This is a genomic window from Enterococcus sp. XAF26B05_ASV22, assembly GCF_056727285.1.
The window spans coordinates 3225191-3251437 of sequence record NZ_CM161538.1; the positions used below are offsets into that span (position 1 = coordinate 3225191).

At 36.7% G+C, this 26247-nt stretch carries 19 protein-coding genes and 1 pseudogene; 4 read left to right on the forward strand and 16 right to left on the reverse strand.

The genetic code is table 11. The annotated features are described in order from the left end of the window. Window positions 1-11 precede the first annotated feature (11 nt). A complete protein-coding gene (gene rplM / locus AC1PU0_RS15900; protein ID WP_303393681.1) occupies window positions 12-458 on the reverse strand; it encodes a 50S ribosomal protein L13 in 447 nt (148 codons plus the stop codon). A 364-nt stretch (window positions 459-822) separates the two neighbouring features. Here rplM and AC1PU0_RS15905 point away from each other — a divergent pair, with 364 nt between their 5' ends. Together AC1PU0_RS15905 and argH are read left to right on the forward strand one after the other, a co-directional pair. Then, window positions 823-2025: an argininosuccinate synthase gene (locus tag AC1PU0_RS15905; protein WP_069640421.1), complete on the forward strand. Its 1203-nt coding sequence runs from the start codon at window positions 823-825 to the stop codon at window positions 2023-2025. 290 nt (window positions 2026-2315) lie between these two features. Further along, window positions 2316-3701 (forward strand): argininosuccinate lyase, encoded by a 1386-nt coding sequence (argH, locus tag AC1PU0_RS15910; RefSeq protein WP_206848864.1) that lies wholly within the window; start codon window positions 2316-2318, stop codon window positions 3699-3701. 52 nt (window positions 3702-3753) lie between these two features. Here argH and AC1PU0_RS15915 read toward each other — a convergent pair whose 3' ends face one another. From AC1PU0_RS15915 to AC1PU0_RS15925, 3 genes are all read right to left on the reverse strand, one after another. Then, entirely contained in the window at window positions 3754-4242 is a 489-nt protein-coding gene (locus AC1PU0_RS15915; RefSeq protein WP_010762221.1) for a Dps family protein, read from the reverse strand. A 120-nt stretch (window positions 4243-4362) separates the two neighbouring features. Beyond that, window positions 4363-5091, reverse strand: coding sequence for a DUF5105 domain-containing protein (locus AC1PU0_RS15920; protein WP_206848863.1), 729 nt, complete (start codon window positions 5089-5091; stop codon window positions 4363-4365). 61 nt (window positions 5092-5152) lie between these two features. Continuing rightward, a complete protein-coding gene (locus AC1PU0_RS15925) occupies window positions 5153-6682 on the reverse strand; it encodes a gluconokinase (protein WP_206848862.1) in 1530 nt (509 codons plus the stop codon). A gap of 107 nt (window positions 6683-6789) precedes the next feature. Here AC1PU0_RS15925 and AC1PU0_RS15930 point away from each other — a divergent pair, with 107 nt between their 5' ends. After that, window positions 6790-7473, forward strand: a complete 684-nt coding sequence (locus AC1PU0_RS15930; protein WP_242596531.1) for a prepilin peptidase — start codon at window positions 6790-6792, stop codon at window positions 7471-7473. Here AC1PU0_RS15930 and AC1PU0_RS15935 read toward each other — a convergent pair. The 10 genes and pseudogenes from AC1PU0_RS15935 to msrA form a co-directional block, all read right to left on the reverse strand. After that, window positions 7413-8797: pseudogene (locus AC1PU0_RS15935) on the reverse strand (transposase). The gene AC1PU0_RS15930 and the pseudogene AC1PU0_RS15935 overlap by 61 nt on opposite strands. Window positions 8798-9755: 958 nt before the next feature. Then, window positions 9756-10160 carry a thioredoxin family protein gene (locus AC1PU0_RS15940; RefSeq protein WP_206850476.1) on the reverse strand — a complete coding sequence of 135 codons (405 nt, stop codon included), beginning with the start codon at window positions 10158-10160 and terminating at the stop codon, window positions 9756-9758. Further along, window positions 10157-12205, reverse strand: coding sequence for an ATP-binding cassette domain-containing protein (locus AC1PU0_RS15945; RefSeq protein ID WP_479998576.1), 2049 nt, complete (start codon window positions 12203-12205; stop codon window positions 10157-10159). Before AC1PU0_RS15945 ends, AC1PU0_RS15940 begins: the two co-directional genes overlap by 4 nt. A 19-nt stretch (window positions 12206-12224) precedes the next feature. Further along, window positions 12225-12770: a hypothetical protein gene (locus AC1PU0_RS15950; protein WP_206850467.1), complete on the reverse strand. Its 546-nt coding sequence runs from the start codon at window positions 12768-12770 to the stop codon at window positions 12225-12227. 27 nt (window positions 12771-12797) lie between these two features. Further along, window positions 12798-13313, reverse strand: a complete 516-nt coding sequence (locus AC1PU0_RS15955; RefSeq protein ID WP_010762213.1) for a thioredoxin family protein — start codon at window positions 13311-13313, stop codon at window positions 12798-12800. A 13-nt stretch (window positions 13314-13326) separates the two neighbouring features. After that, window positions 13327-14055, reverse strand: coding sequence for an ABC transporter permease (locus AC1PU0_RS15960; protein ID WP_010762212.1), 729 nt, complete (start codon window positions 14053-14055; stop codon window positions 13327-13329). 1 nt (window position 14056) lies between these two features. Beyond that, on the reverse strand, window positions 14057-14959 hold the full coding sequence (locus tag AC1PU0_RS15965) for an ATP-binding cassette domain-containing protein (RefSeq protein ID WP_206850466.1): 903 nt from the start codon (window positions 14957-14959) through the stop codon (window positions 14057-14059). A 27-nt stretch (window positions 14960-14986) separates the two neighbouring features. Continuing rightward, window positions 14987-15193, reverse strand: coding sequence for a hypothetical protein (locus AC1PU0_RS15970; protein WP_010762210.1), 207 nt, complete (start codon window positions 15191-15193; stop codon window positions 14987-14989). 866 nt (window positions 15194-16059) lie between these two features. Further along, on the reverse strand, window positions 16060-16971 hold the full coding sequence (locus AC1PU0_RS15975; protein ID WP_206850464.1) for a helix-turn-helix domain-containing protein: 912 nt from the start codon (window positions 16969-16971) through the stop codon (window positions 16060-16062). Between the two features lie 195 nt (window positions 16972-17166). Then, complete coding sequence (gene msrA / locus AC1PU0_RS15980) at window positions 17167-17703, reverse strand: peptide-methionine (S)-S-oxide reductase MsrA (RefSeq protein WP_111248115.1); 537 nt, start codon at window positions 17701-17703, stop codon at window positions 17167-17169. A 134-nt stretch (window positions 17704-17837) separates the two neighbouring features. On the opposite strand from msrA, the gene AC1PU0_RS15985 reads away from it, so the two are divergent. Continuing rightward, window positions 17838-18557 carry a glucosamine-6-phosphate deaminase gene (locus AC1PU0_RS15985; RefSeq protein WP_206850463.1) on the forward strand — a complete coding sequence of 240 codons (720 nt, stop codon included), beginning with the start codon at window positions 17838-17840 and terminating at the stop codon, window positions 18555-18557. Window positions 18558-18604: 47 nt separating this feature from the next. On the opposite strand, the gene rpoC is transcribed toward AC1PU0_RS15985, so the two are convergent. After that, complete coding sequence (gene rpoC, locus AC1PU0_RS15990) at window positions 18605-22258, reverse strand: DNA-directed RNA polymerase subunit beta' (RefSeq protein WP_479998577.1); 3654 nt, start codon at window positions 22256-22258, stop codon at window positions 18605-18607. A 138-nt stretch (window positions 22259-22396) separates the two neighbouring features. Beyond that, window positions 22397-26014: a DNA-directed RNA polymerase subunit beta gene (gene rpoB / locus AC1PU0_RS15995; protein ID WP_206850461.1), complete on the reverse strand. Its 3618-nt coding sequence runs from the start codon at window positions 26012-26014 to the stop codon at window positions 22397-22399. Window positions 26015-26247: the final 233 nt, after the last annotated feature.

Genomic DNA, 26247 nt, shown 5'->3' on the forward strand with positions numbered 1-26247 from the left:
AATTTCCCTCCTTAAATTAGGTTAGTAATATCTAATACTTCTGGTTGTTGTGCAGCATGTGGATGCTCAGCTCCACCGTATACGTTTAACTTAGTAAATTGTTTACGGCCTAAAGTGTTTTTAGGAAGCATACCTTTTACAGAAGTTTCGATTAAACGACGAGAGTTTTTATCGCGTAATTCACCAGCAGTAACAGATTTCAACCCACCTGGGTATTGGCTGTGACGGTAGTAAATTTTATCACTTGCTTTGTTACCAGTTAATTTGATTTTATCAGCATTAATTACAATTACGAAATCTCCAGTATCCACATGTGGTGTGAATGTTGGTTTATTTTTTCCACGTAAGATAGAAGCAACTACAGTTGAAAGACGTCCCATTGGGATATCTGTTGCATCGACTACATACCATTTACGTTCTACTTCGCCAGATTTGGCCATATATGTTGTACGCACGATTCTTTCCTCCAATTTTCTATTCGATGTTTGACATTCACTTGAGTTTCCGGGGCTCATTGTGGGGCAAACAATACCATTTAATATGATACCTTCTATCACTAGTAAAGTCAATGAATTTCTAAGGTTTTCCACTATTTTTCTTCTAATTTTTTACGATTAAAAAATTTTACTTCTAATTTCAAAATAGAAAACACCTAAATATGCGTAATGTATATTACGCGCCTTCCAAAAGTAAAAATGTATATTATTCCCAAAATATTTATTTTTATGTATATTTATTTATAAAAAGTGTTGATTTTTGCATTTTCAAGTGATATGATGAGAACAATCAAAAAAGACAATTAGAAAATAAGGAGTGTTACTCATGAAAGAAAAAGTTGTTTTAGCCTATTCTGGAGGACTAGATACCTCTGTTGCTGTTAAATGGTTAGTGGATGAAGGATACGATGTGATCGCTTGTTGTTTAGACGTCGGTGAAAAGAAAGATTTAGATTTTATCAAAAATAAGGCATTAGAAGTTGGCGCTTCTGCTTCTTATACGATTGATGCTAAGGAAGAATTTGCACAGGAATTTGCTTTGATTGCATTACAAGGTCATACCTTTTATGAACAATCTTATCCACTAGTATCCGCTTTATCCCGCCCGCTGATTGCTAAGAAATTAGTAGAATTAGCTCACGAAACTGGTGCCACCACAATCGCTCATGGCTGTACAGGAAAAGGGAATGATCAAGTCCGTTTTGAAGTCGCGATCAACGCCCTTGCACCTGAGTTAAATGTGATTGCACCAGTTCGTGAATGGAAATGGTCACGTGAAGAAGAAATCAATTATGCCAAAGAAAAAGGTGTACCCGTCCCTGCGGACTTGGACAATCCTTATTCTGTCGACCAAAATCTTTGGGGCCGTGCCAATGAATGTGGCATTTTAGAAGATCCTTGGGCAACACCTCCAGAAGGTGCTTATGAATTAACTGCTAGTTTAGAGAATGCACCAGATGAAGCGGATATTATCGAATTAACTTTTGTTGAAGGTGTTCCAACAGCAATTAACGGAAACGAAATGCTGTTATCCGATTTAATTTTGGACTTGAATGATTTAGCTGGTAAGCACGGCATTGGTCGGATCGATCATGTGGAAAATCGTTTGGTTGGGATCAAATCACGTGAAGTCTATGAGTGTCCAGCAGCAATCACACTAATGACTGCGCATAAAGAGTTGGAAGACTTGACCTTTGTTCGTGAAGTAGCTCATTTCAAACCAATCATTGAAAATCAATTATCACAAATCATTTATGACGGATTATGGTTCAACCCATTAACTGATGCCTTGATTGCTTTCTTAAAATCTACCCAAAAATACGTAAATGGCACAGTACGGGTCAAACTATTCAAAGGACATGCAATCGTTGAAGGTCGTAAGTCTGAAAACAGTTTATATAACGAAAACTTAGCGACTTATACTTCTGCCGATACCTTTGACCAAGACGCTGCTGTCGGATTTATCAAACTATGGGGCCTTCCAACCAAAGTCAACGCAGAAGTCCAAGCATCGCTACACAAAAAATAATCACTGATATGCTTATTTTTTCTAAGTTGAATCTCTACGTGAGTTAACTTTTACAGTGTTGTAAATAAGGTTATCCGATTCACCTATTTTAAATGACTTATCCAAGGAGAATTTCTTTTTGGTCTGCGGATCAAAATAAGGAAATCGATACGTCTTCATTTTAGTCTCAAGAAATCAGAACAAACGGTTGGCACAGAAACCACTCCTTCTTATTTTCTCGGAGTAAAATGCTTCTGTCCAACCTTCTTTCTTATCACAATGAATAATAATACATAAATGAGGTGTGTAGCATGGAAAAATTATGGGGCGGACGTTTTGAAGGAAAAAGCGAAGCATGGATCGATGCGTTTGGCGCTTCGATTCCTTTTGATCAAAAATTAGCCAAACAAGATATTATCGGGAGCTTAGCTCATGTAAAAATGTTGGCTAAGACAGGGATTTTAACGGCAGATGAAGCCGAACAAATCAGTTCAGGACTTACGACGATTCAAGAAAAACTACTTGCCGATCAACTGACATTCAGTATAGAAAACGAAGATATCCATTTAAATATCGAAAAACTATTACATGATGAAATCGGTCCAGTTGCTGGAAAATTGCATACCGGCCGTAGTAGAAATGATCAAGTCGCTACAGACATGCATCTTTATTTAAAAGAAATCGTTCAAGAAGTCATTAGCAAGATCCACTTATTCCGTCAAGTTTTAGTCCACAAAGCCGAAGACAATATCGAAACCATCATGCCTGGCTACACCCATTTACAACATGCGCAACCAATCTCGTTTGCTCACCATATGATGGCTTATTACGGTATGTTGACACGTGATCAAGAACGTTTTTCTGAAAGTCTGAAGCGAATCGATATTTCACCCTTAGGCTGTGCAGCACTTGCCGGCACGACTTTTCCAATCGATCGTGCTTATTCAGCTGAATTGCTCGATTTTTCTTCAATTTACGAAAATAGTCTAGACGGCGTAAGTGATCGGGACTTTATCTTAGAATTTCTTAGCAATAGTTCCATTCTAATGATGCATCTTTCCAGATTTTGCGAAGAAATCATTTTATGGTGCAGTCACGAGTTTCAATTTGTTGAATTAACAGATACTTTTTCTACAGGCAGCTCGATTATGCCACAGAAGAAGAATCCAGATATGGCAGAATTGATTCGGGGAAAGTCTGGGCGCGTATATGGCAATTTATTCAGCCTTTTAACGGTTTTAAAAGGATTGCCGCTAGCTTATAACAAAGATCTGCAAGAAGACAAAGAGGGCATGTTTGATACGTCTCATACGATTTTAACTAGTTTAGAGATCATGGCTGGCATGGTAGAGACGATGAAACTGAATCAAGAGATCATGGAAAAGTCCACTGAAAAAGATTTTTCAAATGCAACAGAACTAGCAGATTATCTAGCAAGCAAAGGAATACCCTTTAGACAAGCTCATGAAGTGGTTGGAAAATTAGTTTTAGATTGTACAAAACAAGGCATTTATTTACAAGATGTTCCATTAGAACAATATCAAGCAATTACACCTTTGATCCAATCTGATATTTATCAAACCTTATCATCAAAAACAGCCATTGAGCGTCGGCATTCATACGGTGGAACTGGGTTCGATCAAGTGAAAGCCGCAATTGAACGTAGTAAGCTGAAACTAGAAAGCGAAGAAAACTAAAAAATCTTCTGAAAGATAGTATGCTATCTTTTAGAAGATTTAACTTTTTTGATTAACGAGTTTTCGCACGTGAATCTGCATCAATACCAGGCGCTTTGCCTAATTTTGCTTGCAACATCCAAATATTTTTCTCGATATCTGTTTTGTTTGCAATAAAGATATCTTGTGTAGAATCGTCGCCTTCTTCACCAGACACTTCAATTCCTTTTTGGTATAAATCAGCTAAATAACGGTAGCCTTCTACTAATTTTTCCATACGTTCAGGAATTGTACGTTCGTATGTGCCGATTTCATCTGAAATACCTGTATGATCAGCAAATTCTTGTAATGTTGAGTAAGGAGCGCCATCTAATGTGATCAAGCGTTCAGAAATAACGTCTAATTGATCATTGATTTGGTCCATATATTCGTCCATTTTAGGGTGTAATGTCAGGAATTCTGGGCCACGCATATACCAGTGTGTTTGGTGGATCACCACTGAAAACTGGCTTAAATCCGCAACTAGTTGGTTCAATACTTCTTTAGTTTGTTCAAATTTCATTATACATCATCCTCCTAAATTTTTATCTATAGTTAATTGTAGTACGAAACAATGAAAAAGTACACTAAAATCCTCATCATTAAACTATTTCTCATTTAATAATAATTATAAACTAGGACATTAAGGTAATGGTAACGTGTCCAATGAATCGATAATTTCCTTAGCTACTTCATTTAATGCTTCTTCCAGTTCTTCATTCATCGTATTAGTATCTTTCGAACCAGAGATGAATGACATGAACAAATTAGAGACAGCCGTTTTTTGATTATCTGGTACAAACCACTTCCCTTTTTCTTTCTCTAAACGTAACGTTAATTCAACTGGATCTGTTTTGATTTTAATTGATTTGACTCGTTCTTCTAAAATAGAAAAAGTCGCTTCCAGTGTTTTTTGCTCATCTTTGGCTATTTCAGGATTTGCTAGTGTGTCTTTTACCAGTTGCCTTGTCATCTCTTGCATCGCACTCACCAAATCCAAGCCAGTCACATAATAAGAGATTGTTGCGCCAGTTTTTGTTTCATCTATTTGAACGATTTTATAGGTTGCTTTTTCTCTTGCTTGTTGCAATAGCTCATTTGTTAACTGATCTGCTTGTTTTTCTGGAACCTTTGCTCCTGTGGAAGATAATCCTTTCACAAAATTTTCTTCGAACATTTTACTATTTTGATCCAGTTCTTTACCAACTTGTTCGCCATCACGAAATTCTTTAGCAAAATTATTTTTTTCTTTTTGATAAACTAAACGATCCACAAACAACGCCCCAGCGTCTTCTGCTGAGATACCTCTAGATCCACAACTTGTCAGAAAAATTCCTACTAACAGTAAAGAGGTGATCCATAACTTTTTCATTTCCTTTCCTCCGTTCTCTTACTACTAGTAAAGCAAGTTCAGAGGTATTTGTCAAAATAATTTATTCTAAATCCGCTCTTAATTTTGATAATTGATGATAACTGGCTGACAGTTGTTGTTGCGTTGTTATAAACAGGGGATAGATCTGTTGATAAATTTCATAGTTTTCAGCATTAGGTTCAACTATTTCATAAATCTCAACTTGTTCACATGCTGTTTCTAAATCTGGCATTATACCTAAACTTTGCCAACCTAATAAGACAGCTCCTAAAGCTGAAGCTTCAAGACTTTCAGTTAATGAAAGGTTATGTCCAAAAACATCAGCCATCACTTTTTTAAACACCTCTGAATCAGCAAAACCACCAGTAGCTCGAATTTCCTTCACTGTTCCACCAAGCTCTTCTAATTCTGTTAAAATACGCTTCAAATTTAAACAAATGCCTTCAACTACTGCACGCATCATTAATTTGTCATCATGATTTCTTTTCAGACCGACGAAACTCCCGGTAGCTTCTGCATTCCATAACGGTGCACGCTCTCCAAGTAAATACGGGTGAAACATCAATCCCTTAGCTCCTATTGGCGTATCTTTTACTAACGCCATTACCTTATCATAGGGATTTTCTCCGGATTTTCGCGCTTCAGTTTGAACTTCTTTCACTAAATTCTCACATGCCCAATCGAAGATTCCAGCGCCATTACTTGTCGCTCCTCCAATCACCCAATGATTTTCATCCAACACGCAGCAAAAAGTCTCAACTTGTGGATGCGTACGCGGCTGCTCTACAACATACCGTAAAGCACCACTTGTTCCAACCGTCAATGTAGCTATTCCTTTCGTCATGGCGCCTAATCCTAAGTTGGATAACGGACCATCTGCCCCTCCCAATACAAAAACTGTTTTCGTAGACAAACCTAATTGCTCCAACCATTCAGCACTTAAATCCGTTAATTGATGGGTGGGGGTGACCAGTGTCGGTAACTGTTCGATGGTAATATCCATTTCCGATAAGGCTTGCTGATCCCAAATAAGATCATGGATATTTAAAAAACCCGTCCCAGAAGCCGTGCTAATGTCTGTCATATACAGACCGAATAAACGATAAAAAACATACTCTTTCATGCCAATAAATTTCCCTGCTTGCTCGAAAATTTCATAGTATTCTTCTTTTAGCCAACGGATTTTATGAAAAGGTGTCATGGGATGCATCGGCAATCCTGTATTTTGATACATTGTCTTTCCTAAAATCGTATCCTTCAACTCTTCCGCATATTTTTCTGCTCGGTTATCCGCCCAAGTAATCATTCGAGTCAGTGGTTGATTATTTTTATCCATAACGATCAGTCCATGCATCGCCGTAGAAAATGAGATTAGTGAAATTTCAAGCGGTTTCACCGCACTTACTACTTGTTGGATACACGCAACTACCGCTTGAAAAATTTGATCGACATCTTGTTCTGCCATGCCTTCGGTTTCCTGAATAAGCGGATAACGAACATAGAACGATGCCTGAACTGTCCCATCTTTTCTAAACGCGACAGCCTTTGTCTGAGTCGTACCAATATCTACACCAATTGCTATTTTTTCCATCTTCTCGCCTCATTTCACACTTTCATTATTCCGAATAAAAAAAGAATTGTCTAGTTAAAAAGCCAGTCATTTGCGTATTTCTTTATGAAAGGAGTTTTTATATGTTGATGATTTATTTTATCCTTGGGTGTGTAGTCGGTTCATTTCTTTGTTTAGTCGCAGAACGTGTGCCGATTAACCGATCAATATTTTTCCCAGCCTCACGCTGTTCATTTTGCCAGACTAAATTAAAGAACTTTGAGTTGATCCCGATCATTTCTATTTTATTTCTACAATTTCGCTGTCGTCATTGTAAACAACAGTTGTCTTGTCTTTATCTCTTTAGTGAGGGAATCTGTGGGTTATTATTTGTCTATAATTTCTCTGAAGGAGTCTCTAGTTTCACTATTTATCGTTTGCTTTTTTTGCTAATGGCATTTTCTCTCTCGCTAACTGACATTTACTACTTTGTTGTTGACCCGAAACTTTTTTATAGCTTTTCCCTGTTTCTATGTATTAACCATTTATATTTAGCTCAAATCTTTCATTGGCAATTGGGTTTACTTACTTTTATGAGCCTCTCACTCTTAAATCGATTAGACACATTCTGTTTAGGCGGTGGAGATGTTTTACTCATTAGTATTTGGGGAACTTTATTAGGTCTCCATTCACAATTACTAATGCTTTGTATTGCCAGCAGCAGCGGACTGATTTTTTATATTTTCTCGAACTATATACTAAAGAAAGAAATTTACGAGATTCCATTTGTCCCTTTTCTTAGTTTTGGTTTGTTTTGTGTGTGGATTATGTAAACTATTTCATAAAGACTTGTCCTTCCTTGATTACTACAAAGTAAATGAGTTTGGGACGTAAGTCCCAAGAACCTTAAAATAGAAGACCGAAAATCGTAAAAAATGATTTTCGGTCTTCTATTCTTTAGATTATTGGGAGAATCCTCCTTATTTTCTAGCGTACTTAGCCTATATTTCCTTAAATTTACTGCCATTAACGTGAATCCAATTTCATTGTGTGCCTGCTGTTTCCCTCGAACAGAGAACCGAGTGAACCCTAAACAAGCCTTCAGATGTCCGAAAGCTGGTTCGACGTCAATTTTTCGTTGGCGATAAATTTTACCTGTTTCTTCTTCTGAAAGCAGCTGTTGAATTGTCGCTTTAAAGTATTCCCAGTTCATGTTCTTTTGAATCTCACGATTCTTGTCACTCTTCGCTCTTGTACATTTTCTTCGAAGAGGGCAATTTGAAGATTATAACCTGCTTTCAACTGACCATTTTTCATGTGATCGTCTTTCATGCGCATAAAAGTGGCATCTAGATCCGTTCTAGAGTAACTGTTTCGTTGCCCAATAATCTGTCTATGTTTTTGATAAGCGAGTTTTCGCTCTTTAAAGTCCTGGAAAAGTTTCCTTAATTTTTTAGGAACTTTTCGTTTAGAACGGATTGATTTGCGCGTAATTCCATCCTCTGCTTGTTCGATTTTTTCTGTAAACTTTTCTACAATATGCGCGAGCTTTTCTTCAATCTTGCCTAATTCAGTGACAGATAATTCTTTTGCGGACTCTCGCTCAATTTCAGGAATAATTTGATTTTTTAACAATTCATCATAAAGAAAATTTGATTTTTCAGTAAGCTTTTTATCAAAGTTATCAATCGATTTTCTCCAAACAAAGGTGTATTTATTTGCATTGGCTTCAATCTTTGTGCCATCGATAAAAATGGCTTCTTCATCTATCAATTGTTCTTTGACTAAATGGCTACGGAACTGGACAAAGCACTCCCGAAGGAGTGTATTCACTAAAGGATTGACACGAAAACGATTGATGGTTCGATAACTAGGCTGATAGCTTTGAGTGAGCCACATCATGCGAATACTGTCTTTCGTCAATGCTTCAATTTTGCGACCAGAAAATACAGATTGCGTGTAGGCACACAAAATCATCTTCATCATCATTTTCGGATGATATGAAGAAGGCCCCATTTGATGGTGAAAAGGAAGAAAGCGTTCCTCAGGAATACTTTCAACTAATTGATCAATGGCAAACGCAATATCATTTTTTTCTAACTGAAAACTGAAATCTAGAGGAAGAACGACTTGATTTGTGGTATAATTTTTAAACATAAGAACACCTCGCTAGTTTATTTGTTTTGTCACTTTTATTTTAGCAAAGGTGTTCTTATTTTTGAACAACAAAATAATCCAGATGCCAATCAAGTTGACTGGTATCTGGATTTTTCATTAGGACTTATGTCCCAAGCTCATTTTAAACTATTTTTATTTTTAGTCTATCCCCAACATACGGCTCCCCATAATACACAGACCCAGCCTGCTTTTACTTCATTCTTCTCTTGTTTTGTCATTTTTTTCATAGTCGTTCCTCCTTTTTTATTTATCCCCAGCATACGGCTCCCCATAATACACAAACCCAGCCTGCTTTTACTTCATTCTTCTCTTGTTTTGTCATTTTTTTCATAGTCGTTCCTCCTTTTTTATTTATCCCCAGCATACGGCTCCCCATAATACACAAACCCAGCCTGCTTTTACTTCGTTTTTCTCTTGTTTTGTCATTTTTTTCATAGTCGTTCCTCCTTTTTTATTTATCCCCAGCATACGGCTCCCCATAATACGCAAACCCAGCCTGCTTTTACTTCATTCTTCTCTTGTTTTGTCATTTTTTTCATAGTCGTTCCTCCTTTTTTATTTATCCCCAGCATACGGCTCCCCATAATACACAGACCCAGCCTGCTTTTACTTCATTCTTCTCTTGTTTTGTCATTTTTTTCATAGTCGTTCCTCCTTTTTTATTTATCCCCAGCATACGGCTCCCCATAATACACAGACCCAGCCTGCTTTTACTTCATTCTTCTCTTGTTTTGTCATTTTTTTCATAGTCGTTCCTCCTTTTTTATTTATCCCCAGCATACGGCTCCCCATAATACACAGACCCAGCCTGCTTTTACTTCGTTTTTTTCTTTCATCGTTAATTTTTTCATATTCATTCTCTCCTCTGGTATAGTTATTTTTTATATTTCCAATTCTTTTCACAATAGTATTAAAGTTTTTTTCTTTGGTTAGTTATTTAAATCGATTCTAAGGTTTCGACTGTTTCTGCTAGTTCCATCACCCCCTCAAAACGTAATACCTCTCCTTTTTTAATAATGATCATTGTAGGTGTTCCGGTGATATTATACTTTTCACTAAATTTTTTTGTTGAGAAGTTATCCCCATCTAAAAAGTATACTTTCTTCTTCGTTGTTTTAATCGCTTCTGTTAATGTAGGTTGAAATACTCGGCAAGCACCACACGAGTCTTGCCCATAATAAACAATCATATCCTGTTTGTCTTTGATTGCTTTCACAACCTCCTGCTCGTTGACACTTATGAACGCTTCTTTCCCTTTTGAAAAAGAAAGTTGAGAAAAACAGAAACTTCCTGCTGCAAACATTGCTAGTATGATTAATATGCCTAATATTTTTTTTCTCATGCCGCACCTCCCTCTTCTAATAAAATAATTTCATCACATTGATTTAACAACTGTTGATCGTGTGTAATTAAAATAACTATCTTATTTTTTGACAATTCTTTGATGATTTGAAGAAACTCTTTCGCCGATTCTTTATCCAAATTTGTAGTAGGTTCATCAAAGATATAAATTGATTTTTCTACTTCTAAAGCTCGAAGTAGTAGTATCTTTTGAATTTGCCCCTGAGATAGATTTCCGCCTTGAGAAAAAACAACATGATTGTCTGACAAATCAAAGTTAAGACGTTTTTTATAACTTTCAATCATTTTATTAGAATGAGCCATTTTTTCATTCAAATTAAATTGAATATTATTTCCGATTGAGTTTTTGAATACAGACATTTCGGGAAAATAAGCGTTAGTGTACTTGGCAATGTTTGTATGTGATAGCGAAGTAAAGCTATGATCATCTAAGCTTACTTCACCGCTGTCCGGTTCTAAAATCCCTAATAATATCTTCGTTAACGTTGTTTTTCCTGAACCATTTCCTCCTGATATTCCTGTCACATGTCCCTTGCGGAAACGCAAATTTAAATTAGACAAAACCGAAGTGTCTTCGTTATATGAAAATGAGATATTCTTCAACTCAATTTTCTCAATATTTTTAGATACCCCAAGCTGTTTCGTTTCTTGATCAACTTCACTACGCTCAATATTATTTTGAATATAGGATACAGCCATTTCACTTTTCTGAACTTTTAACCACGTTTGCACAATTGGCTTTAATTTCGATATCACAATGGAAATAATAAATACACTGAGAATTAATTCTGACATCGATTGATCTTCACCAAAAATATAGGAATAGATAAATAAACCGAATGTACTAAGCATCATACACGAACTAATCAATTCAAATAAAGAATCTATCCTAGCCGACAATTCATAGCTGATCAATTTCTTATCGAAATAATCAGACATTTTATCTAATACTTTCTCTTCTGCGACTTCATCTTTCGTAAATAAACGGATATCTAAAGAGTGACTAACTTGCTCTTCAATTGTGGATGATAGACTATTTGAACTCGTCACTAAAGCTTTTTCAAAATTCTGGATTTTTTCTGCTTCTCTCATCACTAGAACCATGTAAACAACCGACCAAAACATCATCATCACTGCTAAGAATCCATTAATATTGAACAAAATCCCATATAAGAAAACGATGAATACACTATCAAATTTCAAATATAGTTTATGAAGAATTCCTGTCACCGATAAAAGCAAATTCCAGAAGTGCCCCATGATATTATCCATATTTCTCTTTTCGACAAAATTATTGGTTTTTTGCTGGTAATAATCAAACAATACTTTCTGTTGAAATTGATTTTCCAGCGCTGTTTTCAACTGGATATCTTTTTGGTTCACATAGTAGTATCCGCCCATTAATGTCAGGAAAAAGACAACCGATGCGAAAAAGTAAGGTAACGTCATATTTTCCATTTGAAAAATCATAATATATTGCATAAAAAATGTCACACTAAGCGGTAAAATATATTTTAAAACAGTCAGGATAAACAATTCACATCGATCTTTCACTTTGACATTGCCAATAATTTCTTTGTACAGCTCTTTGACTCCATTACTTTTTTCCCGATCTATAGTTTTTATTTCCTCAACGCAAATCGCATAGCCCATAAATCGTTCCGTAAAATCTTCAATATCTTCTATCAAAATTTTGGGCTCTGCTGGATCAGAAAATGTGATTGCATTATTTTTGATTGCATGAACAACAATATAATGAGGCAAGCCATCTCGATGTATAACACAAATCAACGGAAATTGTTGTGTTAATAATTCTCGAATATTTGTTACCTGATAAGCCTCACTGATCACACCATTGTTTTCTAATATCTGTTGGATTTCTAATAAAGATAACCCTTGTTCAATAGTATCTACTTGTTGTTCTACTTCCATCGCAATATTTTTTATTTTTAGCTGCTTGAATAGCGTTTCAATTGTAGCAAGACCACAATCATTGACCATATTTTGCATAGTATGTGCGTACATAGTTTTCCCTCTCACTTTCTTACTCGACAATATCGATATTGCCAAATCCTAATTCGACTTTGATCAACTCATCGGCATTATTTTTAACTGATTTCGGATTTGTTACCTCTCCTTTATTCGTTTCCAGTTCATATCTTCGTTCAAACTCATTAGGAACTTGAACAACTACATTTCCTTTGTTCATCTTGATATTCAGTTCTTTTAACAGCTTAGTGTCTGTAGTCTGAATAGTTACTGTTAATTTCTCCTTACTATTTTTAGCAATACTGACACCTATCTCTGTTGCAAATGAAATCAACATTTTATCTTTCTCTGGTTGGATCTCTTTTAGTTTATCTGCAAAAGAGACAGGCATTTCCCCAGCAACTTGCACCGTATTTGTATCCCCTTTTTTCAAAATAACATTTAAATCTTGACTGATTCCTTTTAACACTACATTAGATACTTGTTCATCCGTCAATGCCCATTCTTTATTTACCTTGGTATTTTCTTCATTCACGTAATTCAGGTAAAAAATACCTGCAATGACTACACCTATTACAAGAATAGCTATCTTTTTTTTCATTTGTTTTTCCTCCATTTTCAGATGTATTTAATTAGTGACTTTTTCCATGTTGTTTTCAATCCATTTTTTTACTTGCTTGATTGAAATGCCTGATTCTGGTGACCACTCAACTTTGCTAACAAGCTTTCCTTGTTCAAATTTTGCTAAAGTAGGAGTATACAGTAAATCATAGTTTTTTTTGAACGTTTCCCACTCATTTTCCTGTGTCCTCAACTTTGCAACATTTAAATACTTGAGTTGATTTTCAATTTCATATTTTTCAATCAACTCGATCAACTCTGGCTCAAAGGCATTACAGTCTCCACAAGTCGGTCGACCAACGTAGACATAGAAATCCTCTTGTTTCTCAATTTTATTCTTAAAAGATTCCACAGTCATAGCATCGATAAAATCATAAACTTCTGGATAGTTATTTTTTGAAATGATTAACTCTTCTTCTTTTTTCTCCATCTCATTATTTAATGAATATGCCTTTGTAGCTGAGAATAAACTGCTTGCACACAGGACAAGTAAAAGAAGTCCGTAAATAACTTTTTTCTTCATATTTCCCACCTCATTATTTAAATTCTCTATTACGAAATACGTTAAAACTAATAAGTAATGCAATGACTCCATAAATGACACTACTGATTAACGCTGTCTGCAGCTGGTCGTTAGTTATCACTGCTAAATCTGTAATGTTGCGTAAATTTGAAAAGAACAATGTATCTAACAGAAAGTCGAACTTTTCAAGATAATTTGAAATGATATTAGATAAAATAGTATCTCCAATAAATGCAATGGCAATAAATGCTGCAACAGAAGTATACGAAGCTTGTAACACATTGAATAATAAAATTCCCACACAACTCGCTGCTAAATACAAAGGTAGCTGAACAAGTACAGGCTTAAGAGCTACAGTCAAAGGAAAGCTTCCTTTTAAAATAAATGCTACACTGATTAAGCTTGCTGCGTAAACAGTCACAAACAAAATAGTTAGCAGAAAAGTTAAGACTGTTTTACTAAAAAAGAATGTTTTTCTACTCATTCCTGCAATTAAAGAATTGTTGACTACTCGGTAATTAAATTCATGTCCCCAAGCAACCATGAAAACATTGGTCAAAAATACTGGTATCAGCATAGAACCATTCGACAGCCCTGATTGTATTAACTCTTCAGCAGTATCTGTACTTGAGGCGCCTAAAAATCCGAAGAATACTCCTAAAAGAATCAAGCCTGCCATGGAGTAAAAGCATAGTGAACTTTTGATAATTCTGTAAATATCTGATTTTAGTAAATGCATCATTTTAAACTCCTCCTTCAATTAAATTTAAGAAGTACTCTTCTAAGTTTTCTTCTTTGTAATAATAATTTGTTAAATAAATACCATGGTCAAATAAGAGTTGAGCGATTGTTTCCATATTTTCCTTCTTTTCCTTGATATACAGTTCATTTTGATGAACTTCTACATAATAATCATGACTAGCTAAAATCTTATTTGCTTGATGATTATCTGAGCTTGTTAGCACAATATTTTGACCACACTCATTTTCCAATTCTTCTTTCGTCAATTCTTTGACTAACTTTCCTTCATTTATAATGCCGTACCTAGTGGCAACCAATGAAAGCTCTGTTAAAATATGACTTGAGATCAAAATTGTCGTGCTATACTCTTGATTCAATCGATGAATAATTTCCCTAATCTCAACGATTCCTTGAGGATCTAATCCATTGATGGGTTCATCTAAAATCAGAAACTCTGGTTGATCCAAAATAGCTAAGCCGATTCCAAGCCGTTGTTTCATTCCCAACGAATAATCCTTAAAAAGTTTCTTATTGTCGACTTTATCGAGTCCTACAAATGCTAGTACCTCGTCAATACGCTTTTTGTCTTTAATATTTTTTTGAATTGCATAATAATTTAAATTATCTTTGGCGGATAAATAAGGATAACAAGCCGGACCTTCAATAACCGCTCCCATCTTCAGCACATTTTCTGAGTTGAAAGACAATGACCCTGAGCTTTTTTCAATCAATCTTGTTGCTAAGCGAATAAAGGTTGTTTTTCCAGCACCATTTTTCCCGATAAACCCGTAAATATCCCCTTTATTGATAGTCATTGAAACTTCATTCACAGCCTGATACTCTTTATATTTCTTCACCAAGTTATTTGTTTTTAATAGATAGTTATTTTTTTCAATTAATTCCATTTTCAGCACTCCCGTTATTTGGATTTGTCATTTTATTTCTAAAATTTCGAGGTCTTCTACCTTTAAATGTTCAAAAATCAATTCCTTCTCTGTCTTTTTGGGAATCATCACAATCTTTAATAATTCGCCTTGATTTAATACCTTCAACAATTTATCTTCTTTGCTACTATTCACAATGATTAATTTTCTATGCACAACTGTTTGATCTTCAATAAAATATTCTATATTAGACATTTCCTATCCTTCCTTTCTTTTGACTTGCTTATGTATTGATCCTGTTTTCTGTTTTTCTTAATATGTCTTCTTTACAGGATATTTTTATCTTTTTAGATTTCCCACCATAGCCCTAGCAATTCAAACATTTCACTCACCTGCTTTCTTTCGATTCTTATAAGTTTTTTTCCTCTTGTTTACATGTCTTACTTTACTGCTTGATCAATTTTTTCAACAGGACATTCTTGTCATCCTTTTAGATTTCCCACCATAGCCCTAGCAATTCAAACATTTCACTCACCCGCTTTCTTTCGATTCTTATAAGTTTTTTTCCTCTTGTTTACATGTCTTACTTTACTGCTTGATCAATTTTTTCAACAGGACATTCTTGTCATCCTTTTAGATTTCCCACCATAGCCCTAGCAATTCAAACATTTCACTCACCTACTTTTCTTTCGATTCTTATAAGTTTTTTTCCTCTTGTTACATGTCTTACTTTACTGCTTGATCAATTTTTTCAACAGGACATTCTTGTCCAGCATCTGTTGTTGGTTTCATATATTCTTATATAGCCTATTTTTATGCACAAAAATAAACTATTAAAACATACTCATGCTTTAATAGTTTATGACTTAATTATTTACAAACTCTTCTTCCCATTGCCAATCTATTGTTTACGAGAGCTCAATCAAACTGCACCTATCAGATACTGTGTAGTAATCCATTTTGGTTTGCTAGTAATCGGATTTGTTCTTGATCCTACATTTAGCAATATTGTTTCACCTGTTTATAGAAATTTGAAATGCTATTAATAGTATCTAAATTATGTATATGATGAAGTATAGGAACGTTATTATATATAAAGCACCTTGATTAATTCTTCCTGTCTAGTCTTCAAATATACTTTCTTTTAAATCCGCTTTCCATTCTTCTTCTATCTTTTTTGATAATAACTCTTCTTGATGAAGCCTCGCTAATAAACTAGCATCCTGATATTTTTGTTTTGCTTTTTCAATTTCACCCTTTTGTAACCAACATTTTCCTTCTAGCATATCTACAATTGGTTTTTTGTGAAAATCTTGCGTTGACTTCATGATAGTATTAAAAATCTTGATTACATTCATAACTTTCACGTACTCATCTATACTGATATATACCCCCATGACAATGATTAAAATTTGACCCAGAATCAAGACACCGACATCTGAAGCATAATTAACTTGATCAAGACACTTCTCAACTAACTGTTCAAATTCCTTACTATCCACATCTGAATACCTACTGCAATGAAAGTAAAGGTTAGCAATGATCAAATCATTGTCTGTATACTTTGTTTTATTCTTTACTTGAAAAAAGTAATCACTTAAAATCCCTTCACCAAAGTCTATTTTTTCTGAATGATGAACATCAATGATTGCTTGATCAACATCAACTAACAATTGTTCCTCTTCAGGTAAAATATCATAAAATTGTTCATAGATTTCGTTAAAAATAGATTCTACTTTATCTTCCATCTCTTTATTATACTGAGGCGGCCGCCTAAACAAACTCATTTTTAATTCTAAATACCTCTTAGGTAAGGTCATTTGACTTTCATCTATCAAATGTGAAATTGGAACAAATAATCGTTGAGATATGTATGTAAGCTTGGGTAACGTAGGTAAAGATTCTCCTGACTCAATTCTTGAAAGCTGTCTGACTGTTAATTCTAACTCGTCATCACAAAAAGCTTCTCTACTCATTTCTTTTTGCTCACGAAGTAAGCGTATTTTTTTTCCTAATTCTAATTTTATATCCATTTTTCACCATCCCGTATAAAATTATATCAATCATCATGTTAATTATATGTTAACCATATTGAAATTACAACATTTTACTGATAACATTGTCATTCCTCCTGCTGCCTTTGATATCTTCAAACTAGAGTTATATGCTCTTAAAAAAGAGTTGATATTACCTACTATTCAAATAGCTGGTAATGTCAACTCACTTTTTTATTTATCTTCTTTCCAATTTTTCCGAATAAAACCAGCTCTGCCTGATCCTTCTCGATAGAGATTATAATGTATACTATGTTTCTTATAATACTCTTGATGATAGTCTTCCGCTGGATAGAACGGTTGAGCTGGTTCAATTTTAGTCACAATTGGTTGAGTAAAACGACCACTCTTTTGTAATACATCTTTTGACCTTTCAGCGATCTTTTTTTGCGATTCATTACTATAAAAAATAACAGGACGATAGGAATCACCACGATCTGCAAATTGCCCTAAGGCATCTGTTGGATCTGTCTGCTGCCAATAAGTTTCTACTAATTTTTCGTATGGAATGATTGCAGGATCATACGTTATTTCAACTGCTTCTGTATGACCAGTTGCGCCTGTTGTGACTTGCTCATAGGTTGGATATTCAACATGCCCTCCTGTATATCCTGACACCACGGAAATAATACCTGGTTGAGTGTCAAAAGGTTTAACCATACACCAGAAACAGCCACCAGCAAAAATTGCCGTTTCATATTGTTGTTCCATGATTCCTTCACCCTTTCTTTTTCTTTATCATAAGCCGAATGAAAGAATAATGATATTGATTTGCTTGAAAAAACAATTGACATGGGATGGTTTCCATATGATAAATTGAGTAAAAAGAAGGAGATGTGAATAACTTGAAAATCATCATTGAAGAAAACTACGAAAAAATGAGCCGGGTTGCTGCAAATATTTTATTAGGGAAAATGTATCAAAATAAACGAGTAAATTTAGCAATAACTGCTGGCTCAACACCTGTTAAAATGTATGAATACTTAGTTGCTGACACGAAGAATAAACCCTATTTTGACAACGTTCATTACTACAATTTTGATGAAATTCCTTTTAAACATAAGCAAGGGTATGGCGTAACTATGACAAATCTCAATACTCTCTTCTTTCAACCTGCAGAAATTCCTGAGAGTCATATACACCCACTCGATGAAAATAATTATCAATCACAAGATAAACGAGTGGAACAAGATGGTGGATTAGACTTGATCTTATTAGGTATCGGAACAGATGGTCATTATTGTGGGAACCTACCAGGAACAACAAAATTTGAAAATTTAACTTCTTATGTTGGGGAAGACGCTACTGAACATATGAAAGATATTTTATTAAGCGAGGTCGGCGGCGATGAAAATGAGCGTCCAGACTTTTACGTCACTATGGGACCAAAAAGTGTGATGCAAGCAAAAGAAATTGTGCTCTTTGCCACAGGAAAGAAAAAAGCTGCGATCATCAAACAGGCATTTTTCGGCCCAGTCACAAATGATGTCCCCACCTCCTTATTACAAATCCATCCTAATTTAACAATTATTTTAGATCAAGAAGCTGCATCAGAACTTTATTAAATAAAAAAGGCTTGAAATCACATGATTTCAAGCCTTTTTGTTTACTATTATTTATTCAACTCATTCAAAGCATCTTCAGCAGCCATTTGTGCTTCAATATCAGAGATACTGTAGACATTTTCGCTCGCTACGCCAACTTCTTTTGGTTCCATGTTACGGTAACGAGCCATACCAGTACCAGCTGGGATGATCTTACCAATGATAACATTTTCTTTCAAACCAAGTAATGGGTCTTTTTTACCGCGAATCGCAGCATCTGTTAACACACGAGTTGTTTCTTGGAATGACGCAGCAGATAAGAAACTATTTGTTTCTAATGATGCTTTTGTAATCCCTAGTAAGACTGGACGGCTTGTTGCGGGAACGCCACCAGCTACTAATGTGTCATAGTTACGATCTTTAAATTCAGCGATATCTAGCAATGTACCCGGTAAGATTTCAGTGTCACCTGGATCCATGACACGAACTTTACGAAGCATTTGACGAACCATTACTTCGATATGTTTATCACCGATTTCTACTCCTTGCATACGGTAAACGCGTTGTACTTCACGCAATAGGTAGTTTTCAACAGATAAAACATCGCGAACTTGTAGCAGCTTTTTAGGATCGATCGAACCTTCTGTCAATGGCTCACCACGACGGATCGTATCGCCTTCAGCGACTTTCATACGAGCTGTATAAGGAACTGTATACGTGCGTGTATCAGTTTTCCCTTTGATTGTTACTTCTTTTTGGCGTGTTGCAGGATCTTCAGAAATATCGATTACTTCACCGGTTACTTCTGTGATAACTGCTTGTCCTTTAGGATTACGTGCTTCAAAGATTTCTTGGACACGAGGTAGACCTTGAGTAATATCATCTCCGGCAACCCCACCTGTATGGAACGTACGCATTGTTAATTGAGTACCAGGTTCTCCGATTGATTGAGCAGCAATTGTACCCACTGCCTCCCCAACTTCAACACCTGAACCAGTTGCTAAGTTACGGCCGTAACAATGTTTACATACACCATGTTTGGTATTACATGTAAATACAGAACGGATCGTTACGGTTTCAACACCAGCATCCACGATTTCTCTTGCAAGATCTTCTGAAATCAGTTGATCTTCGCCAATAATCATTTTGCCAGTTTCAGGATGCATCACTGATTTACGCGTATAACGTCCAAGTAAACGTTCTTCTAACGGTTCAATGATTTCATTCCCTTCACGAATTGATTGGATCACTAGACCACGGTCAGTTCCACAATCGTCTTCACGAATAATAACATCTTGGGCAACGTCAACTAAACGACGAGTCAAGTAACCTGAATCGGCTGTCTTCAAGGCTGTATCGGTCATCCCTTTACGAGCACCATGGGTAGAGATAAACATTTCCAAGACAGAAAGTCCTTCACGGAAATTTGAGATGATTGGCAGTTCCATGATACGTCCGTTTGGAGCGGCCATCAGTCCACGCATACCAGCAAGCTGAGTAAAGTTGGAGATGTTACCACGAGCTCCTGAATCTGACATCATGAAGATTGGGTTTTTAGCATCCATACTTTCGATCAGTTTTTGTTGGATCTCATCTTTGGCTTTGTTCCAAACAGCAATAACACGTTCATAACGTTCGTCATCTGTAATCAGACCACGACGGAATTGTTTCGTAATATTTTCAACTTGTTTATGGGCATCATCAATGATTTCTTGTTTCTCGTGCAATACCATGATATCGGCGATACCAACAGTCATACCAGCATGAGTCGAATGTTTATACCCTAAGTCTTTCATTCTATCAAGCATCTTAGAAGTTTCAGTGATATGGAATCTCTTGAAGACTTCAGCGATAATATTTCCTAAGTTTTTCTTCTTGAATGGTAAGACTAATTCTTGCTCTTTAATGTGAGTAGGAATGTCTGTACCAGCTTCTACAAAATACTTGTCAGGCGTTTGCACTGTCAAGTTGTAATCAGTTGGTTCATTCAAGTAAGGGAACTCTACAGGCATGATTTCATTAAAGATGATCTTACCTACAGTTGTGACCAAAATACGTTCTTTTTGCCAATCCGTAAATGGTTTGTCACCAAGTAATGTTGTTTGAACACCGATACGTGAGTGTAAATGTACGTATCCATTACGCCATGCTAAAACAGCTTCATTCATGTCGCGGAAGATCATACCTTCCCCTTCACGTCCTTCTTCTTCCATTGTTAGGTAATAGTTACCTAAGACCATATCTTGAGAAGGTGTTACAACTGGTTTACCATCTTTTGGATTCAAAATGTTTTGAGCAGCTAACATTAGCATACGTGCTTCTGCTTGTGCTTCTTCGTTCAACGGAACGTGAACGGCCATTTGGTCTCCATCGAAATCGGCGTTATAGGCTTCACAAACTAATGGGTGAAGACGGATTGCACGACCTTCAACCAACACAGGTTCAAAAGCTTGGATACCAAGTCTGTGTAGTGTAGGTGCTCGGTTAAGCAATACTGGATGCTCTTGAATAACTTCTTCTAGAATATCCCAAACTTCATCTTCTCCGCGTTCGATTTTACGTTTTGCATTTTTGATGTTTGTTGCAATTTCACGTTGAACTAATTCACGCATCACAAATGGTTTGAATAATTCAATCGCCATTTCTTTTGGAAGTCCACATTGGTACATTTTCAAGTTAGGTCCTACGACGATAACTGAACGACCAGAGTAATCCACACGTTTACCTAGTAAGTTTTGACGGAAACGACCTTGTTTCCCTTTTAACATATGAGAAAGAGATTTCAATGGGCGGTTACCTGGTCCTGTAACTGGACGGCCACGACGACCATTATCAATCAATGCATCGACTGCTTCTTGCAGCATACGTTTTTCATTTTGAACAATGATATTTGGCGCATTTAAATCTAATAAACGTTTCAAACGGTTATTACGGTTGATCACACGACGGTATAAGTCGTTCAAATCAGAAGTTGCAAAACGTCCACCTTCTAATTGAACCATAGGACGTAAATCTGGTGGGATTACAGGGATGACATCCATAACCATCCAGCTTGGTAGATTTCCAGAGGCACGGAATGCTTCTAAAATATCTAAACGACGGATTGCACGCGTTCTTTTTTGACCTTGTGCTGATTTTAAATCTTCTTTTAAGCCAGCTACTTCGCCATCTAAATCAACGTTATCCAATAATTGTTTAACCGCTTCTGCACCCATTGCTGCAGTAAACCCTTGACCATATTGATCACGTTTATCACGGTATTCACGCTCTGTTAATAATTGTTTTTTCTCTAAAGATGTATCTCCAGCATCAATTACTACATACGATGCAAAGTAAATGATCTCTTCCAGAGCACGAGGACTCATGTCTAAAACAAGACCCATACGAGATGGAATACCTTTGAAATACCAGATATGTGAAACGGGTGCTGCTAACTCGATATGTCCCATACGTTCACGACGAACTTTAGAACGAGTTACTTCTACACCACAACGGTCACAAACGATACCTTTATAACGAATACGTTTATATTTTCCACACGCACATTCCCAGTCTTTAGTTGGGCCGAAAATGCGTTCGCAGAACAAACCTTCACGTTCAGGTTTTAACGTACGGTAGTTAATCGTTTCGGGTTTCTTTACTTCACCGTAAGACCAGCTTCTGATCTTTTCTGGAGAAGCTAAACCTATTTGCATACTTTCGAATTTATTTACATCGATCAAAAGGGATTCCCTCCATTCAATTAGTTAGAAAAGCTGAATGAGCTATTCACCGTAGTTTGGAACTAGAAACAATCAGGTTGATCTTTCTAGTCCACAACTAACGGATTTCATTGGCACTTTATACAAAATGTGAAACAATTAGTCTTTTGTATCTTCAGCAGTTTCTATTTCTTGTTCAAGCACTGCATCAGCTGCTTCTTTTGCTTCAGCTGCTTCTTTTTCTAATTGTTTCGCTGATTGTTGTTCCGCGAATTTTGTTAAGGCATCAACAGTGATCAAGTCATCATCATCATCGTCCATATCACGTAATTCGATTTCATGTTCTTCAATGTCCAATACGCGCATATCTAATCCAAGTGATTGTAATTCTTTCACCAATACGCGGAATGATTCTGGAACGCCTGGTTTTGGAATTGGTTCACCTTTGACGATGGCTTCGTATGTTTTCACACGACCAACAACGTCATCAGATTTGTACGTTAAGATTTCTTGTAATGTGTAAGCTGCACCGTATGCTTCCAGTGCCCATACTTCCATTTCCCCAAAACGTTGTCCACCAAATTGAGCTTTACCTCCAAGTGGTTGTTGGGTAACAAGTGAGTATGGTCCAATAGAACGGGCATGTAATTTATCATCGACCATGTGGGCCAATTTGATCATGTACATCACACCAACAGAGATACGGTTATCAAATGGTTCACCAGTACGTCCGTCATAAAGAACTGTTTTCGCATCACGAGCCATGCCCGCTTCACGAACAGTTTCCCAAACGTCATCATCATTAGCACCATCGAATACTGGTGTTGCAATGTGGATACCTAACTGACGAGCAGCCATACCCAAGTGCAATTCTAGTACTTGTCCGATATTCATACGTGATGGTACCCCTAGTGGGTTCAACATGACATCAATTGGTGTACCGTCTGGTAAGAATGGCATATCTTCTTCCGGCATAATACGGGATACAACCCCTTTGTTACCGTGACGTCCGGCCATTTTATCGCCTTCGTTGATTTTACGTTTTTGAACGATATACACACGAACTAACATGTTTACGCCTGGAGATAATTCGTCTCCAGCTTCACGAGTAAAGATCTTCACATCATGAACGATCCCACCGCCACCATGAGGCACACGTAGAGATGTATCACGAACTTCACGGGCTTTTTCACCAAAGATTGCATGTAGTAAACGTTCTTCAGCAGATAACTCAGTTACCCCTTTAGGCGTTACTTTCCCTACTAATAGGTCGCCATCTTTAACTTCAGCACCGATTCGGATAATGCCCATTTCGTCAAGATCTTTCAAAGCATCTTCCCCAACGTTTGGAATTTCACGCGTGATTTCTTCAGGGCCTAATTTTGTATCACGAGCTTCTGATTCATATTCTTCGATATGGATAGAAGTATAGACATCATCTTTCACCAAACGACGACTCATGATGATCGCATCCTCGTAGTTGTACCCTTCCCATGTCATAAATCCAACAAGGACGTTTTGCCCTAAAGCCATTTCGCCTTCTTCCATAGAAGGTCCATCAGCTAATGTATCGCCTTTTTCAACTTTTTCGCCTAAAAGAACGATTGGACGTTGGTTGTAACTTGTTCCTGAGTTTGAACGACGGAATTTTGTGACCATATATTTATCTAATGCGCCATTGTCACGACGAACGCGTACTTCTGATGCATCCACATATTCAACGACACCATCATGTTTACATAGTAAAGCGGCACCCGAGTCATGTGCTGATTTGTATTCCATACCAGTTCCCACAAGTGGTGAACGAGGTTGGATCAACGGCACTGCTTGACGTTGCATGTTGGCACCCATCAAGGCACGGTTGGAGTCATCGTTTTCCAAGAAAGGAATACATGCAGTCGCAACAGCTACTACCTGTTTAGGTGAAACGTCCATGTAATCGACTCTATCGATGGTTACTTCAAGGTTTTCACTTTGCAGACGAGCCATTACTAATTCTTCAGCAAATGTTCCATCTTCATTCAAACGTGAGTTTGCTTGCGCTACGATATAGTGATCCTCTGTGTCAGCAGTTAAGTAATCCACTTGATCGGTTACTTTTCCTGTGGCACGATCAACACGACGGTAAGGCGTTTCGATAAACCCAAATTTATTCACTTTGGCATAACTTGATAAGCTATTGATCAGCCCGATATTTGGTCCCTCAGGTGTTTCGATCGGACACATACGGCCATAGTGGGAATAGTGAACGTCTCGCACTTCATAGCCGGCACGGTCACGAGTCAAACCACCAGGTCCTAAGGCAGATAGACGACGTTTGTGTGTCAACTCACCTAGAGGATTTGTTTGATCCATGAATTGTGATAGCTGAGAAGAACCAAAGAATTCTTTGATACTTGCTACTACTGGACGGATATTGATCAGTTGTTGTGGTGTTAATGTTTCAGTGTCTTGAATCGACATTCTTTCACGAACCACACGCTCCATACGCGCTAAACCAATACGGAATTGGTTTTGCAGTAATTCACCCACTGAACGAATACGACGATTTCCTAAGTGATCGATATCATCTACGTTACCGATGTCTTCTTGTAAGTTAAAGAAATAGCTCATTGAAGCCACGATATCCGCTGGACGAACAGTCTTCACACTTGTATCAGGATAACCATTACCGATGACGTTCACGATGCGTTCTGGATCTTTTGGAGAAAGAACTTTGATTACTTGAACTGTCATTGGTTCAGTAACCACACCATCTTCACTTGGGTAATAAGTGACGCTGTTTAAGCCATTATCGATATGTTCACCTAATGTTTCCATTACTTGGTGAGTTAATACTGTCCCTTTTTCAACAATGATTTCGCCAGTTTCAGCATCGATCAATGTTTCTCCTAAAGTTAGGTTCAATAGACGAGTTTTTAAATCTAATTTTTTGTTGACTTTGTAACGACCAACGTTCGCTAAGTCATAACGTTTTGGATCGAAGAAACGAGCATTCAGCAAGTTACGAGAACTGTCTGCTGTCTTTGGCTCGCCAGGTCGTAGACGCTCATAGATGTCTTTTAACCCTTCCTCAGTACGAGAATCGCTCGCGTTTTTGTGTAAATCTTTTTCGATCGTATTACGTAAGCTTAGTGTTTCACCGAAAATTTCAAAAATTGTATCGTCAGAGCCAAAACCTAAGGCACGAACTAATACAGTTAAAGGAATTTTACGTGTACGGTCGATACGTACATAAGAAATGTCTTTTGCATCAGTTTCCATTTCTAACCATGCGCCACGGTTAGGGATCACTGTTGAGCCAAAGCCTTCTTTACCATTTTTATCTACTTTTCCATGGAAATAAACACCTGGTGAACGGACTAATTGAGAAACGATAACACGTTCTGCACCATTGATGATAAATGTTCCCATTTCAGTCATTAGAGGGAAATCACCGAAGAATACTTCTTGTGATTTGATTTCTCCAGATTCACGGTTCGTTAATCTTAGCGTAACATGTAACGGTGCAGAATAGTTTGCGTCATGTGCACGCGCTTCTTCTACCGTATACTTAGGTTCTTTTAATTCATAATCCACAAATTCCAAAGATAAATTCCCTTGAAAATCATCGATCGGTAAAATATCCTCAAACATTTCTCTTAGTCCTTCATCTAAAAACCATTGGTAAGAGTCTGTTTGAATCTCGATCAAGTTGGGTAATTCCAACACTTCACTGATCCGGGCGAAACTTCTACGTTCGCGGTGTTTTCCGTATTTTACTACGTGTCCAGCCAAGCTCTTCACTCCTCTAATTAAAAGTCTATCAAAACACTAACCGAAAATATTTCTTTAATATTACAAATATTAAATATCTGTAATATTGAGCATTTTTTGCAGTTTTTAGGCAAAAAAAAACCAAAAATAGAATGTGCTCTTGAAAATTTCTCGTGCGTTTCTACTTTTGTTTCCCTATTAAAAACCGGAACGGACAATATTTCGCTCCTGCTTTGTCATTTTTCAGATAGTTT

Excerpts from the sequence above, each read along its gene's own strand:
- AC1PU0_RS15905 (WP_069640421.1), top strand. The coding sequence starts at position 823 with ATGAAAGAAAAAGTTGTTTTAGCCTATTCTGGAGGACTAGATACCTCT.
- argH (WP_206848864.1), top strand. The coding sequence starts at position 2,316 with ATGGAAAAATTATGGGGCGGACGTTTTGAAGGAAAAAGCGAAGCATGG.
- AC1PU0_RS15915 (WP_010762221.1), bottom strand. The coding sequence starts at position 4,242 with ATGAAATTTGAACAAACTAAAGAAGTATTGAACCAACTAGTTGCGGAT.
- AC1PU0_RS15920 (WP_206848863.1), bottom strand. The coding sequence starts at position 5,091 with ATGAAAAAGTTATGGATCACCTCTTTACTGTTAGTAGGAATTTTTCTG.
- AC1PU0_RS15925 (WP_206848862.1), bottom strand. The coding sequence starts at position 6,682 with ATGGAAAAAATAGCAATTGGTGTAGATATTGGTACGACTCAGACAAAG.
- AC1PU0_RS15930 (WP_242596531.1), top strand. The coding sequence starts at position 6,790 with ATGATTTATTTTATCCTTGGGTGTGTAGTCGGTTCATTTCTTTGTTTA.
- AC1PU0_RS15940 (WP_206850476.1), bottom strand. The coding sequence starts at position 10,160 with ATGAGAAAAAAAATATTAGGCATATTAATCATACTAGCAATGTTTGCA.
- AC1PU0_RS15945 (WP_479998576.1), bottom strand. The coding sequence starts at position 12,205 with ATGTACGCACATACTATGCAAAATATGGTCAATGATTGTGGTCTTGCT.
- AC1PU0_RS15950 (WP_206850467.1), bottom strand. The coding sequence starts at position 12,770 with ATGAAAAAAAAGATAGCTATTCTTGTAATAGGTGTAGTCATTGCAGGT.
- AC1PU0_RS15955 (WP_010762213.1), bottom strand. The coding sequence starts at position 13,313 with ATGAAGAAAAAAGTTATTTACGGACTTCTTTTACTTGTCCTGTGTGCA.
- AC1PU0_RS15960 (WP_010762212.1), bottom strand. The coding sequence starts at position 14,055 with ATGATGCATTTACTAAAATCAGATATTTACAGAATTATCAAAAGTTCA.
- AC1PU0_RS15965 (WP_206850466.1), bottom strand. The coding sequence starts at position 14,959 with ATGGAATTAATTGAAAAAAATAACTATCTATTAAAAACAAATAACTTG.
- AC1PU0_RS15970 (WP_010762210.1), bottom strand. The coding sequence starts at position 15,193 with ATGTCTAATATAGAATATTTTATTGAAGATCAAACAGTTGTGCATAGA.
- AC1PU0_RS15975 (WP_206850464.1), bottom strand. The coding sequence starts at position 16,971 with ATGGATATAAAATTAGAATTAGGAAAAAAAATACGCTTACTTCGTGAG.
- msrA (WP_111248115.1), bottom strand. The coding sequence starts at position 17,703 with ATGGAACAACAATATGAAACGGCAATTTTTGCTGGTGGCTGTTTCTGG.